The organism is Herminiimonas sp., assembly GCF_030655415.1.
Genome location: NZ_JAURVN010000019.1, coordinates 61538 through 77359, shown reverse-complemented (window position 1 = coordinate 77359; position 15822 = coordinate 61538). Strand labels below are relative to the sequence as shown.

11 protein-coding genes and 1 riboswitch are annotated in these 15822 nt (G+C 50.9%); of the genes, 5 read left to right on the top strand and 6 right to left on the bottom strand.

Annotated features, from left to right (window positions below):
• Positions 1–54: 54 nt before the first annotated feature.
• Positions 55–555, bottom strand: a complete 501-nt coding sequence (locus Q7T66_RS17735) for a LapA family protein (RefSeq protein ID WP_304934434.1) — start codon at positions 553–555, stop codon at positions 55–57.
• 268 nt (positions 556–823) lie between these two features.
• On the opposite strand from Q7T66_RS17735, the gene Q7T66_RS17730 reads away from it, so the two are divergent.
• From Q7T66_RS17730 to Q7T66_RS17715, 4 genes are all read left to right on the top strand, one after another.
• Positions 824–982: a DUF3309 family protein gene (locus tag Q7T66_RS17730; protein ID WP_304934433.1), complete on the top strand. Its 159-nt coding sequence runs from the start codon at positions 824–826 to the stop codon at positions 980–982.
• Between the two features lie 376 nt (positions 983–1358).
• Positions 1359–2171 (top strand): phosphate/phosphite/phosphonate ABC transporter substrate-binding protein, encoded by an 813-nt coding sequence (locus Q7T66_RS17725; protein WP_304934432.1) that lies wholly within the window; start codon positions 1359–1361, stop codon positions 2169–2171.
• Positions 2172–2334: 163 nt separating this feature from the next.
• On the top strand, positions 2335–3144 hold the full coding sequence (locus Q7T66_RS17720; RefSeq protein ID WP_304934431.1) for a phosphate/phosphite/phosphonate ABC transporter substrate-binding protein: 810 nt from the start codon (positions 2335–2337) through the stop codon (positions 3142–3144).
• A gap of 339 nt (positions 3145–3483) precedes the next feature.
• A riboswitch (TPP riboswitch) is annotated at positions 3484–3586 on the top strand.
• Positions 3587–3638: 52 nt separating this feature from the next.
• Positions 3639–4928: a cytosine permease gene (locus Q7T66_RS17715; RefSeq protein ID WP_304934430.1), complete on the top strand. Its 1290-nt coding sequence runs from the start codon at positions 3639–3641 to the stop codon at positions 4926–4928.
• A 53-nt stretch (positions 4929–4981) separates the two neighbouring features.
• Here Q7T66_RS17715 and Q7T66_RS17710 read toward each other — a convergent pair whose 3' ends face one another.
• From Q7T66_RS17710 to Q7T66_RS17695, 4 genes are all read right to left on the bottom strand, one after another.
• Positions 4982–6397, bottom strand: coding sequence for an efflux transporter outer membrane subunit (locus tag Q7T66_RS17710; protein WP_304934429.1), 1416 nt, complete (start codon positions 6395–6397; stop codon positions 4982–4984).
• Positions 6398–6407: 10 nt separating this feature from the next.
• Positions 6408–8426, bottom strand: coding sequence for a MacB family efflux pump subunit (locus Q7T66_RS17705; protein ID WP_304934428.1), 2019 nt, complete (start codon positions 8424–8426; stop codon positions 6408–6410).
• Positions 8427–10025, bottom strand: a complete 1599-nt coding sequence (locus Q7T66_RS17700; protein ID WP_304934427.1) for an efflux RND transporter periplasmic adaptor subunit — start codon at positions 10023–10025, stop codon at positions 8427–8429.
• Positions 10026–10391: 366 nt separating this feature from the next.
• Positions 10392–11171, bottom strand: coding sequence for a ferredoxin--NADP reductase (locus tag Q7T66_RS17695; protein ID WP_304934426.1), 780 nt, complete (start codon positions 11169–11171; stop codon positions 10392–10394).
• A 447-nt stretch (positions 11172–11618) separates the two neighbouring features.
• On the opposite strand from Q7T66_RS17695, the gene Q7T66_RS17690 reads away from it, so the two are divergent.
• Positions 11619–14915: an autotransporter domain-containing protein gene (locus tag Q7T66_RS17690; RefSeq protein ID WP_304934425.1), complete on the top strand. Its 3297-nt coding sequence runs from the start codon at positions 11619–11621 to the stop codon at positions 14913–14915.
• Here the strand turns inward: Q7T66_RS17690 and Q7T66_RS17685 are convergent.
• On the bottom strand, positions 14860–15768 hold the full coding sequence (locus tag Q7T66_RS17685) for a hypothetical protein (RefSeq protein WP_304934424.1): 909 nt from the start codon (positions 15766–15768) through the stop codon (positions 14860–14862). The genes Q7T66_RS17690 and Q7T66_RS17685 overlap by 56 nt on opposite strands.
• Positions 15769–15822: the final 54 nt, after the last annotated feature.

Genomic DNA, 15822 nt, shown 5'->3' with positions numbered 1-15822 from the left:
CGGGCGAACATCTTATTGAATTTCCTTAAGGCAATTATTTAAACTTTCAAACTATCAGGCCAAGCGGTTCGGCGTCACGCCACTACTACCTCGCTCCAACCTATCTTCCAGTTCGCCAATGTGCGCGGCGACGGTGTTGCTGGATTGCTCAATGGCAGTCGTGACGCCAGTATCCAAACGCTCAATACGATCCAGCAAGGTACCGCGCAGCTCCAAATTTTGCTTATCGATGGCGCGCATTTCCAGTTCAACATACTGACGTAACTCAGTAAAACGCGAGGCTTCAGCTTGATCTGCGCGCTCGCGTTGCAGTTGTAATTCTTTGGTATGGCGGCGTGATTCCAGTAGTGAATGCGACTGCAATTGAATCAGCAGCGCCAAGAAAAATGCCGATAGCAATGCGGTCAGCGCCAGCATCACCACACCCAATGGTGCTTGTACGGTTGCTACGCCCAACCAAAGGTCGGTTGGCATATTGAAGGTTTCCCAATTCAAGGCTGCCAATGCTGCAATCGCTCCAAGAATAATGACGAATAACAGTGTACGTATTTGCATGATGGGGACGCTTTCAGTGTGAGGTTCAATAAGGGAGCGCTTGCCGCATATGGCTAAGGCTGGCGACGCTCTGTGAAAAGCAGTGCATCAGATGATGTAATGATTGTCTCGCATACGACGAGACTTGTTTGTACGGCAACGTACAGTAGAAAAGAGCAAGACCTTTTAAGCTGGGGTCACGATGTTCAAGCCTAGCTTGAATTCGCGCACAGTTTTACTGCTCGGTTGCTATGCGTTCTTTTCACGATAATTATTACAAGGAAAAATCATGACTATCGGAACAATCCTGCTCATCGTATTGATATTGATTCTGGTCGGCGCCCTCCCAACATGGGGTCATAGTCGTAGTTGGGGTTACGCTCCTAGCGGCATTACCGGCTTGCTGGTCGTCATTCTGCTCATCATGCTTGTCACCGGACGAATTTAACCGGGCTTAACGCCAGCGTATTTTCTAGTCTCTTATTTTCAGCATTTTCATGGCGCGGCTATACGCTTAGCTGCGTCATTCTTCGTTTTAAATTCCCTTCAGCTTTCACTCCGTCTGGCGCCGCATAGCGCTTGCACTGTCAATCTTGTTTGCACGTTTCACTCGACTCATTTGATTGTTTAGGCTGCCGCCAAGTTGTCAGTCAAAAGCTGTCAATAGCCACAGCAAAGCCCGCTATTTATCCGTGTAAATCAAATAAACGAATGTGCGTTTTTGCCACTTAAACCAAGAAATTTTCTTTGCTTTTGATTGCTTAATGTAACATTCACCATACAATTAGTTACCCAAAAAAATTATTCTAAACGGAGCGACCTTCATGAAATTAACATCTTTGTTGGCAATGATATTGCTGGCAGCAGGTATCAATTCCGCTGTAGCACAAGATCTTGTCTTGGCTGTTAACGAAGGTGTAACTTATCAAGATGGAGGCCCAGCAAGCGAACGCTACAAACCTTTGCTGCAACTGCTATCCAAAGAACTCAAACAAAACGTCAAGCTGCAAACGGTAGATAAATATTCAGTATTTGAAAAAGGCCTCGCTGAAGGCAAATTCGATCTGGCATTTGTACATCCAGCACATGTCGGTTTGCTCGCTGTGAAAAAGAATGGCTATGAAGGTCTGGTCACTGCCAAGGGTTTTACTGATTACCGTGCGCGCGTCCTTGTCGCAAACGCATCACCGATGAAAACCATGCAAGATTTGCGTGGCAAAAAAATTGGTGTGCCATCGGTCGAATCGATTACGACTGTGATGTTCACCGCCAACCTGCGTGAACTGCAATTTCCACAACCGGAAAAAATGATGACGGCAACCCGTTATCAAGACGCGGTGCCGTTCATGATTGATAACGGTTTTGTTGATGCTGGTGTAACAGGCTCTGCTGCGGTAGCTAAAGCATGGATCGCCAAAGGCGGCCGCATCCTTGCAGAAACCAAACCTATCCCAATCAAGCAATTTATCGTATCGAAAAAACTCAGCGAGTCCGATAGAGAAAAAGTCAAAACCTTGTTGCTGAACTTGTCTGAAAATGAAGCTGGTAGAAACGCACTCTCCAAAATCAGCATGACCGGCTTCGTACCGTGGAATGTACAAGTGATGGATGAAGCAACGACTCGTCTCGGCTTGTAAACATATAGCAAGCGCATGCGCTTGCTAAGCCAACAAAACGCATTGCTTACCGCAATGCGTTTTTTCTTACCCTTTCAATTTTTTATCATTTCAACATCTCATGCGGTACTTCGCGGTACTCGTTTTTTAAAAATTTTCAAAATATCTCCACTACAAATAGCATATGAAACTCACTTCTTTTTTAGCAATCGCATTACTGGCAACCGGCATCAATTCTGCAAGCGCACAAGAACTTGTTTTGGCAGTTAATGAAGGCGTAACCTATCAAGACGGCGGACCTGCCAGCGAACGTTACAAACCACTATTGCAATTGATTTCCAAAGAACTCAAACAAAATGTGAAGCTGCAAAGCGTAGACGCTGCAAACTTTGGCAAAGGCCTGGCAGAAAACAAATTTGATATTGCCTTCATACATGCAGCACACATCGGTTTGCAGGCAGTTAAAAAGAATGGTTACGAAGGTTTGGCTACAGCAAAAGGATTCACCGATTACCGTGCACGTGTACTAGTCGCCAGCACATCACCATTGAAAGCCATGCAGGATTTGCGCGGCAAGAAAATCGGCGTGCCGTCGGTAGACTCGATCACAACCGTGATGTTCGCAGCCAATCTGCGTGAATTGAATTTCCAGCATCCAGAAAAATCATTTACCGCCACTCGCTATCAAGAAGCTGTGCCATTCATGATCGATAACGGTTTTGTTGACGCGGGTGTTACTGGTTCCGCTGCAGTGGCAAAAGCATGGGTCGCCAAAGGTGGTCGCGTTTTGGCAGAAACCAAACCAATCCCAGTCAAACAATTTCTGGCATCGAAAAAACTCAGCGAATCCGATAGAGAAAAACTCAAAAACCTGTTACTCAACTTGTCAGACAATGAGGCTGGCAGAAATGCACTTTCTAAAATCGGCATGACCGGCTTTGTACCTTGGAATACGCAAGTGATGGATGAGGCGACTACGCGTCTGGGCTTGTAATCAAGAACTTGTCTTTGGCATCACATATCAACGCCTCGCTTCCAGCGGGGCGTTTTTATTTGTACTTCAGCGTTAGGCCTATCCTCTCTTAAACCTGGTAATTCAGCCCGCATAAATTAATACGTGACTTTTAAAGACTGCAGATTTATACTGTGTTTTTATACAGTATCATGTGTTTCCGTCGGGCTGCTCCCCCTCCTGTTTTACTGTGCAGCCCGACACTTTCTTCGCTGTGATTTAAAATCCCACGCATCATTTCTAGCGCACCATTAAGCCGCCACAGCCACGTATGGCTTGCCTATCAGCCGTTTTTAGATCAAAGTAGCGCCCAGTTTTGAAATACCTGGCTCGGGGTCCTGCGCGGAATAACATGCGCGGGTGAGAGATACCCGTTGAACCTGATTGAGGTAATCCTCGCGCAGGAAAGCATGCGAACACTCGCCGTCCTCCACGGCGCAGAACCAGCTGACCTGCCATCCTTTTGAAAGAAGATGATGGCGTTAAACAATAATCCTGCGGCAGCAAGCAATGCCGCTTTCACACCTATACCTGTAGCAAAACGCGTATTTTCATTCCGCGATCACGCCGCGCTGTGGTTCAGCCTGGGCGTAGGCTTGCTGGTCATGCAAATCGGTGCCTTCCTCGGCACCGCGCTCGGCACGCAAACCGCGCTATTCGCCATCATCGTCGGCTCATTACTTGGTGCGGCTCTACTTGGTTGGGTGGCTTACATAGGTTTTGAACGCGGCTTGTCCAGCCCGATCTTGATGTGCCAAACCCTGGGGACATGCTTCGCAAAATTGCCGGTCATTTTGAACGTCATTCAATTGATAGGCTGGTCGGCGTTCGAACTAGTCGTTATGCGCGATGGCACGACGGCGTTGATCAAAGGGATCACAGGCATTGATGCCGCGTGGATTCCGTATGTCACGGCAATTTTCTGGGGCATGTTATTGGTGGCGCTAGCGACCGGTTCGATGATCGGTTTGGTGCGCCGCTTCGTCGGTCGTTTCGGCTTGCCCTTGGTGATCCTGTCGCTGATCTGGCTCAGCTATCAATTTTTCCTGAAAGCACAAGCGCAAGGTTTGGATGCGATCTGGAACAAGGCTGGCGATGGTTCCATGAGTACGCTGGCGGGCATCGATCTGGTGATGGCTATGCCAGTATCGTGGTTACCGCTGGTCGCCGATTTTGCACGTTATGGCAAGGCTGGCGCAAGCACCTTCCGCGGTACGTGGCTGGGTTTTGCCATCGCTAATATCTGGTGCCACGCATTGGGTGTATTGATCGTCAGCACATCCACACCGGATGTTGATCTGATGACGACCTTATTGTTGGCACAAGGCGGTTTGATTGCGTTGGGATTGATACTGATCGACGAAATGGACAACGCTTATGGTGACGTCTATTCCGGCTCGGTCTCGCTGAACTTCCTGCATGGCAAATTCACGATACGCTTCTGGGGTATTGCGCTGGCATTGGTCGCCACCTACTGCGCATTGATCTTGCCTATGCACGGACTGGAACCATTTCTGCTGACACTGAGCTCGGTATTTGTACCTTTGTTTGGCGTCGTGATTTCGCAGCTTGCACGAAATGGCAACGCGACAGATAAAGCAGTCAATTTCGTGCCGGTCGCGATCTGGTTGCTAGGCATTGCTGCATTCCACGTCTGCCCATTAATCTGGCCGCAAGTCGGTTCCGCTCTACCTGCTCTCGCAATCACGCTGGTGCTAGGCTCGATTTACCGTATGGCGCGCAAGCCAGGATTTCAAGCAGCTTAAGAAAATTATGGAAGCGGATGATGAAGGCGTTTCACTCATCATCCGCATTTTCACTATCGTGTTTCAACCTGAGACTTGTCCCAACCGCCACCGAGCGCTTTGAATACATCGGTAGTGCCAGTCAGACGCAACAATTTCAACTGCGTTAATCTATCGTCGGCGCTGAATAGCGTGCGCTGTGCATCAAGCAGACTGTTCAAATCATCCGCACCTTCGCGATAGCGCAACTCGGACAAGCTAAGCGCTCGCAATGCTTCTTTCTTGATTTCAATCTGCGACAGTTCCTGATCACGATTGCGCGTTGCATTGCCTAGCGCATCGTCCACTTCTTTCAAAGCGGTGTAGACAGTACGTCGATAACTTTCAGCAAGTTGACGACGCGTGGATTCGTTAATCTCTACCTGCAAGCGCAAGCGATTGCCATCGAACAGTGTTTGCACTATCGATGCTGCAATACCGATGCTGTAAGTCGGATTGCCCAACGCCAGCAAGGCTGCACTGGAATTGCCGGCAGCACCTGTCAATGAAATCGTCGGCAACAATGCTGCGCGTGCAGCCGCCACGTTGGCAGAACCTGCCTCCAATTGCGCTTCCACACTGGCGACGTCCGGCCGACGTGTAATCAACGTCGATGGCAGACCCGGAGTAACTTCAGGTATCGCAAGTGTATCCAGACTTTGTCCTGCAACTTGCAAAGCCTGCGGCTGACGACCAAGCAAAATAGCCAAGGCGCTAACGGTTTGCCGCTCTTGTACTTGCAGCGGCAAGATGGTGGCACGCTGAGCCAACACAGTGCTGCGTTGACGGCTGACGTCTAGTGCGGATGCCGCACCAAATCGATAACGCGCTTCGACGATCGCAAACAGCTTCTCAGAAATTGCCAGATTGTTTTGCGCCACTTCTAATTGCATGCGCAAGGCCAGTATCTGGAAGTAGGCATTCGCCACGCCTGTCGTCAGTGTCAGACGAACCGTTTCCAGATCGTAGCGACTGGCATTCAACGATGCATCCGCGCTGCGTGTGGTGGCTGCGACGCGGCCCCATACGTCGACTTCATAATTGACGCTAAGCGCAACGCCGGTTGCTTCGCTTCTGCTCCAGCCACTGCCTGTTGGTCCAGGTTTGACTTGACCAGTATCGGTGTTGGCGCTCACCGTCAGCAAGGGGAATAAAGATGCGCCGGCACTACGCGCGGCGATTTCCGCTTGCGTCACGCGCTCTGCGGCAATGATCAAATCCGGACTGCCAGCCAAAGACTGATCGATTAAACCCGACAATTCCTCAGAGCCAAACCCGCGCCACCAGTCGCGTTGTAATTCAATCCCTGCAGGCGAAGCTTCTGCCCAGGTCGCTGGCATTTCAAGCTGTGGACGTGAGGTATCGATGGCTGTGGCACATGCACTCAGTGCAAGCACCGCTGCAATAGCGAGGACCATGCGGGTACGACGAAAAATTAAACGTGAAGTCATGGAGTTCATTTCATTCTGCTGACAAGGCGACCACAGGGTCGAGTTGCGCTGCTTTTTTAGCTGGTAAATATCCGAACACCAGTCCTGTCATGAAGGCGCAACCAAAGGCCAGCAAAACAGGCATCAGTGAATATTTCACAGGCGTGCCAAAGGCAGCGATGATGCCGGCAACTGACAACCCGATCACGACGCCAATTGCTCCACCGATTGCGGACACCACCATCGCCTCAATCAAAAACTGCTGCATGATATTGCTTTCGCGTGCACCGGTCGCCATGCGAATACCAATCTCGCGTGTACGTTCTGTTACCGATACCAACATGATGTTCATCACACCAATACCGCCAACCAGCAAGGAAATTGCAGCAATCGAACCAAGCAAAATAGTCAGCGTGTTTTGCGTCTGCTCCATCGCTTCCATAATCGATGCCATGTTACGGATCTGATAATCGACAGTGCCATGACGTTCGAGCAGCAACTTGTCGACCGCATTCTGTGTGTCATCGATTTGCCCTACGTCTTCCACCGCGACGGTGACGTTACGCAAATAGCGTTGGCCGGACAGCCGCAGACTACTGGTTGAATACGGCACAAAGATCACGTCATCTTGATCCGAGCCCATAGGCGATGCGCCTTTTTCCGACATGATGCCAACCACCTGAAACAGCAGGTTGTTGATCAGGACGAATTGACCAATAGGACTATCCTGGCCGAACAGCGCAGTTGCCGTGGTCTTGCCGAGCACTGCAACTGCCGCATAGTTGGCTTCATCTTCTTCACTGAAGAAAGTGCCACTCGATACATTCCATTGACGCGCTTGCGGGAATTTAGCCGAGGTACCGGTTACGCTAGTCGACGTATCCGAGCTACCAAAGCGTGCAGTCACATTGCTACTCTGTTCAGGCACAGCAGCTAATACATTCGGCAACTCGTCGATCGCCTTGACGTCATCCACCACTAGCGTCGCGGTACTACTGAAGCCGCGCTGATTAGGTGCACCAGGTCGGACCAACAAAAGATTCGAGCCCATCGCACTAATACGTTCAACCACTACTGCCTTGGCACCATCGCCAATCGCCAGCATCGCGATCACAGAAGCGACACCAATCACAATGCCTAACAAGGTCAATACAGAACGAAAGAAATTGGCGCGCAAGGAACGCATCGCCATCTTCGCCGCTTCAAGTATGTCGGCGAGTCGCGAACCATCTCCCGCCACGATAGGTCGCACAAAATCCTGCTGCGCATGCGATACAGGCGCCGGGCCTGGATCAGAAAGCACATTGCCATCGCGAATTTCAATCAGTCGATGTGCGTGTTGAGCAACTTCCTTTGCGTGGGTAATCAACAGCACCGTATGACCGCGTTCAGACAGATCAGCCAGCAGCTTCATGACGTCTTGCCCGCTCTTGCTGTCGAGCGCACCAGTCGGTTCATCAGCGAGAATAATGCGACCGCCATTCATCAGCGCACGTGAAATCGATACCCGCTGCTGCTGTCCACCGGACAACTGATTCGGTCTGTGGTGCGAGCGCTCGGCGAGTCCCAATTCAGACAACAACATCTGCGCGCGTGCATGACGATCCGGCGGTGACAGGCCTGCATACATAGCAGGCACTTCAACATTCTCCGCCGCACTGGCCGAAGCAATCAGGTTGTAACTCTGGAACACGAAGCCGAAATCGTCGCGGCGCAGCAGCGCCAGTTCATCGCGACTGAAACCGGAAACATCACGCCCCATGAAATGATAGGAACCGGTCGTAGGTCGATCAAGGCAGCCGAGAATATTCATCAGCGTCGATTTGCCTGAGCCTGATGCGCCCATGATGGCGACAAATTCGCCTTCGTAAATTTTCAGATCTATGCCGTGCAGCACTTCGACATCAAGACCACCGTTGCGATAGGTCTTGGTAACGCCGCGTAATTCGATCAGCGGCGCTTCATCGGCAGATCGTTCGTTGCTAACCGTGACGCCATCAGGAACGTCAGCGTCATTCGCAACGACGACCGGATCGTTAGCCTCGCTCATTTAACGACCACCTCGCATAGGACTACCGCCCATGCCTGGCGGCATACCGGCGACACCCGATGGTCGATTAGCGTTGGCTTGTGTTTGCTTCAAACCAGTGATGACACGGTCACCTTCTTTCAAACCGCTGAGTACTTGCATCTGTACACGATTAGTCACACCTAATTCGACGTCACGTGTTTCCACTTTGCCGTCTGCACCGATCACGCGTACTGTGCCGCGACGTGATGCACGTTGCTCTTTTTCTCCAGGCAAACCGCTACTATCCTTGCCGGCCACCGGTGGGCTGCCCATATTTGAATCGGCGGTGAGCGCATCGATCTTGCTCGTTGATTGGTCAGCAGATTGCTTATCGCCGCTAGCTTTATTCGAAGTAGTTTTGTTATCTGCGGTCTGTGGCTGCGCAATTACTTTGGCTGCGTCAGTCGAAGGTTTATTCGCTTCTTCTGCTTTCTGCGCACGACGACGTTCACGCATCGCTTCGCGTTGTTCTGGGGTCATCTTCTCGAATGCGGCACGACGCTCGGCTTGGCTCATGCCTGCAAATGCGTTGGTCGATGACTTGTCAGACGTTTTTGCATTGCTGCCTGCAGCATTGCCTGATGTACGCGCCAATGTGACTGCTGCGGTCGGGACGACCAATACATCCTTGGCGGTTGCTGCAATAAAAAATACTTGCGTGGTCATACTCGGCAACAAAGCCTGATTACTATTTGGCACATCGAACAAGGCGTTATACAAGACCACATTATTCGTCACGGTTGGTGTAGGTTCAACCTTGCGCAAGGTACCGTACCAGCGTTTTCCCTGGCTACCTAGCGTGGTGAAATACACCTCCATATTTTTTCTCAACTTACCGACTTCAGCTTCTGATACTTGCGTCTGTACTGTCATCGTCGACAAATCGGCAATGCGCAAAATTGTCGGAGCGTTTTGATTGGCATTCAGCGTCTGACCTTGACGTGCTGTCAGCGAGACGACAGTACCTGCCATAGGCGCATAAATTTTTGCGTAATTAAGATTCGCTTCATCCGCACGCAACGTCGATTGTGTTTGTTCGATCTGCGCTTGCAGTGCGTCGATCTGAGCTTTGGCTGCGCGCAATGTTGCTTCGGCTGTTTGCAATGCTTCGGCCGTTGTCGCATCCGCTGCCATCAAATTCTTTTGACGTGTGAATTGCAGATTGGCCAATGCCAGATTCGATTCACGTTCCTTCATCGTCGCTTGTTGATTGCGCAAACCTGCGCGACGTGCATCCACCGTCGCACGGAAAACAGTCGGATCAATTTCGGCCAGCAGATCACCTTCTTTCACCACTGAGCCTACTTCTATATGCAGTTTCTTCAACTGACCCGATACCTGCGCACCGACGTCAACGTATTCGAGCGGTTGCACAGTACCTGTTGCCGTCACCAGATCTTCAATGTCGCCACGCTCAACCTCTGTCACTTGAAATAACTCGCTAGGATCTTTCTTGCCGTAATACTTATGCCAGCCCCAATATGCGGTGCCCAGCACTAGTGCGAGCGCCAAGGCCAGCAAAGTGTAGCGATTAAGAAAACGTTGGCGTAAATTGCCGAAGCGTGAGGTTGACTTCATTGACTGGGACATTCCAGGTTAAGTGATGATGAATACGGTCATGTATAAAAATGTCATGCAAGCGTCACAAACAAACTGTGACTAGCAATGACCGTCAGCGATATTGCAAACAATATCGAGACATTCGGGTAACGGTAATAACGATAACGAGTCCACCAGCGATTATCAAGACAATCTCTGCTTCTATCAGGTAAAGAATTGTGAAGAGAGTATGTCGAAACGCAGATCGATAAAACAAAAACGATTAAAACGCAGCCTGAGAAACGCAATGACGCCGGATATCGTTAGACATCCGGCGTCATTTCAATTCGTTTGCATACGACGCAAACGACAATATTCTTAGATAAATATTGTGATCTCGATTACTTAGCCCCGATCCACAAATGCACGTTCGATTACGTAGTCACCAGGTTGGCCGATACCAGCCGACACTTCAAAACCCAATTTATCGAGTCGCGCCGCGGTGTCTTTCAACATATCCGGGCTACCGCAAATCATCGCGCGATCGGTCAATGGATCAAGCGGCGCAATGCCGAGATCGTCACACATCTTGCCGGTTTCAATCGCGGTGGTGATACGGCCTTCATTGACGAATGCTTCACGCGTGACAGTTGGGTAGTACAACAACTTGGCTGCGATTTCTTCGCCCAGACCTTCGATCTCGAGCAATTCTTTCGCGATGTAATCCTTGTATGCCAGCTCACTCACCAGACGCACGCCGTGTACCAGAATGACTTGGTCAAAACGTTCGTACGCTTCAGGATCACGAATGATACTCATGAATGGTGCCAAGCCAGTACCACTACCGAACAAGAACAGACGTTTGGCAGGTAACAGATCCGACATTACCAGCGTGCCGGTTGGTTTGCGGCCGACTAATAATTCGTCGCCTACTTTAAGATTTTGCAAATGTTTGGTGAGCGCGCCGTCTTGCACTTTGATCGACAGAAATTCGAGGTGCTCTTCCCATGCCGGGCTGGCGATGCTGTATGCGCGCAGCACATTTTTGCCGTCGATAGGCAAACCGATCATCACAAAGTGACCGCTTTCAAAGCGAAAACTTGGCTCGCGCGTCGTGGTAAAGGAGAACAGCGTTCCGTTCCAGTGATGGACGGTCAAAATCTTAACTGTGTCAAAAGCGGCCATAAAATCAATACATCCTAAATATCAAATCGTCTAAACAAAAAACCACGAAAAGCTGCAACACAGTTGTAAAGCAACAGGTAAGCAAGCTGTGGACGCTTGCGCTCCCAAGTTTCCAGAGGGAAAAGAGCGCGTATTTTACCAGCCAGGGCTGAACTGTCGCAGGCATCCGCCAGACTGGCCGAAACACACTGCATAGATGGAATTTCGTAACTGGAAACAGCGAACTACTTGAGAATTATTCTCATTATAGCGTGAGCATTAAAGCTCGGCAACTCTTGCCCGTCAGGATACCTGAGCACTGCAATTTGATAATGATGGAATTCTCATTTGCTTATAACCAAAAGGCTTAAAGGAGAGTGTGCGCTATTCATCAAACGGTAATAAAACGGTAATGAAGTTGTCACAAGTGCTACGGATAATCTGGCAATTTATCTGGAGACAACAAAAATGCGTTTCAGCCATCCGCAACTGCGCCCGCTTCCTCTTGTGCTTGCGCTGCAAGCCATTTTCGCACTGCCCTCTTACGCAGTTGCCCTTCCTGATGTGACGATAGCAGCTGGCGCTCCAACAACCACCGCTCAGTCTTTGACCGCCAACAATGCAGTGGTTCAGCAGGGCGGTAGCCTGATCGTATCGTCACCGACAACGACGGCAGCGATTACTGTCAATGCAGGCACATCGACAATTACCAACTCAGGCACCATCAGCCAAACTACAGGTGGTCGTGCGATCGATGCAAATGCTGCTTCAACTATTCTCAGAATTGATAACAACGTAGGCGGCGTAATCAATGCGGTCGGCGACGTGACAATTCGCGTCGGTAAAGCGACGGACAAATTCGTAATCAACAATCAAGGCACCATTTCGCAAACCGGCATTTCTGCAGGCGGCAAACGTGCCATCAAGGTCGACGTTGATTTCACTACGACAGGCAACCAAATCATAAATGGTTCGACGACCAACACCCGTGCAACCATCAGCTCCACCGGTGACGATGCAATGCGTCTGGGCTCCAATACGACATTGACAAACTACGGCCAGATTTTCTCGACAGGCGTTGTCAATACCAAATGCGCCGATTATCTTGGCACGACAAATTGTCCTAGTTCTGCACTTTCGGCTGCAGACGGTGTAGCGATTGAAAACGGTATGAAGAATGTCGCCATTCTCAACTACGGTTCAATCACGGGACCTCGCCACGGTATCGATGGTGGCGATCCTGTTGCGGCAAGCGCTGACTCGGATCTGATCGGTGTAGAGCGCCTTATTGTCACCGCGGCGAATGGCGATGGCGTCCTTTTTGACAAGGTAGTAAATGGCGTCACGACTTCTGTCACCATCATCAATCCAGTCGTCATCAACTATGCCGGTGGAACAATCACAGGTAACAATGGCTCAGGTGTAGGTTTTGATGGTCATGGAGTCGTAATCAATTACGGCACGATCACTGGTCAATACGCAGGTGCCGGCAAAGTTTATGACCACGGTGGTTTGGGGCTCACTACCAGCAACGGCGACGGCGACGGCGTCGATATTGATGGTGTGGCTTACATTGAAAACTATGGCCGTATCCAGGGTCTGGGCGCTGGCGGTTTCGATTCTGGTGGTAGTCCAAATGGAGCCGATGGTATTGCAGCTGGTGGTGGCACCATCATCAATCATGCAGGCGCAACAATCTATGGCGCATCCAAAGGTATTCTGATTGACGACGGTTCGGATGGCACATCAGTGGCTAGCGGCCGCGGTACGGCTACAGCGACAGGAGCAGCGGCCATCATCGTCAACGAAGGCACGATTACCGGCGAAAAGAAAGTGGCCGTAGGCCTAGTAGGCAACTTCAACGACACACTGACCAATGCAGCGACCGGCATCATTACTGGCGGGGCAGATGCAATGCGTCTAGGCGAAAACAACAGCACAGTCGCGGGTGCAGCAATTCAGATGGGCGCTGGTGACGACACATTAACCAACTACGGTCGCATTGAAGGCAAGAACGGTCTGGCCATCGACATGGGCACCGGCAACGATACCTTGCGTCTGTTCGGTGGCACTGTGATCGGCACAATCGATGGCGGTATCGGAACCAATTTGCTTGAAACCAATGGCACGCAACTCTTCAATGCAGGACAAGTCAGCAACTTCCAGAACATCACTGTCAAAGGTGGTAGCACGACATTCAACTATGCGCTTGGTACTGTCGGTAACGTACAAGTCGATACCAATGGTAATCTGCGCGTCAACGGAGCATTCGCCACAACTGATCTGGCCGTCAACGGGACACTGCAAGCACCAAGTAGCGGCGCATTCCGTACGGTAAGCGTCGCAGGCAATTATGTACAAGGAACCAGCGGTGTGCTGGAAACACGTATCGGCGCCAGCAATGCCAGCGATCAGATCGCTGTGACAGGCACTGCCACATTGACCAACGGCGCGACGATTCGTCCGTTGATCGCCGGCGCAGTTGCCGACGGCTCCACCTACACGCTAATCTCGGCAGCAACGCTCAGCGCCAGCTCGGCCAACCTGAATGTCGATAGCGGTAGCGGTGCCTTCTATTCGTACAGCCTGCAGGGTAGCGGAAACAATCTGCAGTTAGTGGCACACCAGAAAAACGGCATTGCAGCAGCAGCACCACAACGTTTTGAAAGCCTCGCAAACGCATTGAATTCGGCGGCGTCTAATGGGCTTACCACTTCGCAGCAAGGTCTCACCCTGTTAAACGCGCTGCAAGCGTTGCCGACCACACAAGCCTTGTCAAATGCCACTTCACAACTCGCCCCAGAAACCAACGCAGCTGCACAATCCGCATCCAATGCAGCACAAGGTAGCGTGTTCTCTGCATTCGATAATCGTATCGATAGCGCACGTAGCGGCGGTCCGCTGGCTATGGGTAAAACCGGTCTCGCTGGTGGCGACTCAGTTGGTAATCGTTTTTGGTTGCAAGGCTTGGCAGCGATTGCCAAGCAAGATGCACGCAAAGGTGCGAACGGTTATGACCTCGATGCACAAGGTATCGCGGCCGGCTATGAGATGGATCTGAATACCCGTGACATGGTCGGTTTCTCCGGTGGCTACACACAAGCTGGTAGCGACGGCAAAGACAGCGGCGCAGGCGATGATACCGACGTCAAATCCCTCCATGTCGGCGCTTACTTCAGCCGTACCGATAACAGCTACACACTGGATGCAGGCGTCGCAGTTTCGGCCAATCGCTACTCCAGCCAACGCACTGTCACGATCCCTGGCTTTACTGAAACACTGAGCGGCAAATACTCAGGCTATCAAGTCGGTGCGCGTGTCGAATACGGCATCCCGTTTGCGTTGGATGAAAAATGGAGTGGTCGCTGGTTGATGGGCGCACGAGTTGGCTATCTCGACAATGGCGCGTATTCGGAATCCGGTGGTGCGTCTGCGCAAAACGTCGCCAGCGCGAGTGCCAACTCGGTTCAAAGCGTATTCGGTGTGGAGTTCGTCAACAAGCTGAGTGCAGCTTCTAGTGCGACTTTGCGTGCGCGCTACCTGCATGAATTTGCAGATACTCCAGCGATCAATGCAAGCTTCGCAAGTGGTGGCCCATCATTCCGTTTAGATGGCGTACAACCAGGTCGTGATGCATTGCAATTGGGCTTGGGCTATCGCAATGTCACCAACCAAGGTACAACGATTGCAATTGGCTACGATATGGAAATCAAGGATAAGTATCTCGGTCATCAATTGACTGCGAAAGCAATCTGGAACTTCTAATGCGACTGATGTCGATCGCCGTTTGCATACGGTGATCGATGCCCGGCAGGGTCATAAGCTCTGCCGGGGCATCTGCTGGATACCCACGCAAAAAATCCTGCATCAACATCGTCGGTACTACTTTGTCATCCGCACCAGTTACATGTATCTGCGGCAGACGTATCAATTTTTCTTTTACGGACAAAACGGATAAGGAACCCGTCAATGGCGACACGCCATGATGCGTAGTCCACGCGGCATGGTCCAGCGGCGACGCAACAGTAATCAGCATCACCACATCATCACGCCGTGCTGCTATCAAGGCAGCCATCACACCACCACCAGAATATCCCGCGACAACAATTTGTTTGGACTGTGCCGTTCGTTTGGCATCGTCAATCGCGACGTTCATACGCCCTACCCATTTTTCGGAAAAGCGCGCATTGGTCCAGTCACTGACAACACAGGTGTCCATCTCGGCGGATGACAAATATTGGCAAGGCCGAGCAAGATACAACACGTTCGCTCTTGATATGTTTTGCGCCAGTCGCCAGCCCGCTGCATCGACAGGAGTTGGATCACGCGACGGCTCGCGCGTATTCAACCAAGCACGACCATCACCTTCGATCATGATCCATAGAGTTTGCGAATTTTTTGCTGGCGATGTTGCTACATTCTTGCTGGTCCGCAGCATCCCAACTAGTGGCGGATTACTACCAAAACGTACTACTGAAAATCCAGACGACATCGCTTGCTGTTCAACGACACCATATCGCTCGGCAGTTGAACTTGCACAGCCACTGACAAATGCAAGCGTCAGCACGATTGCAAGTGAACTCGTCGCATAGCGCAAAACATGTTTGATGTGAATCACAATGCGAGGCTCCGCCGGCTGATTGTGCGACGAAAAAGAGAATAGAGAGGAGAT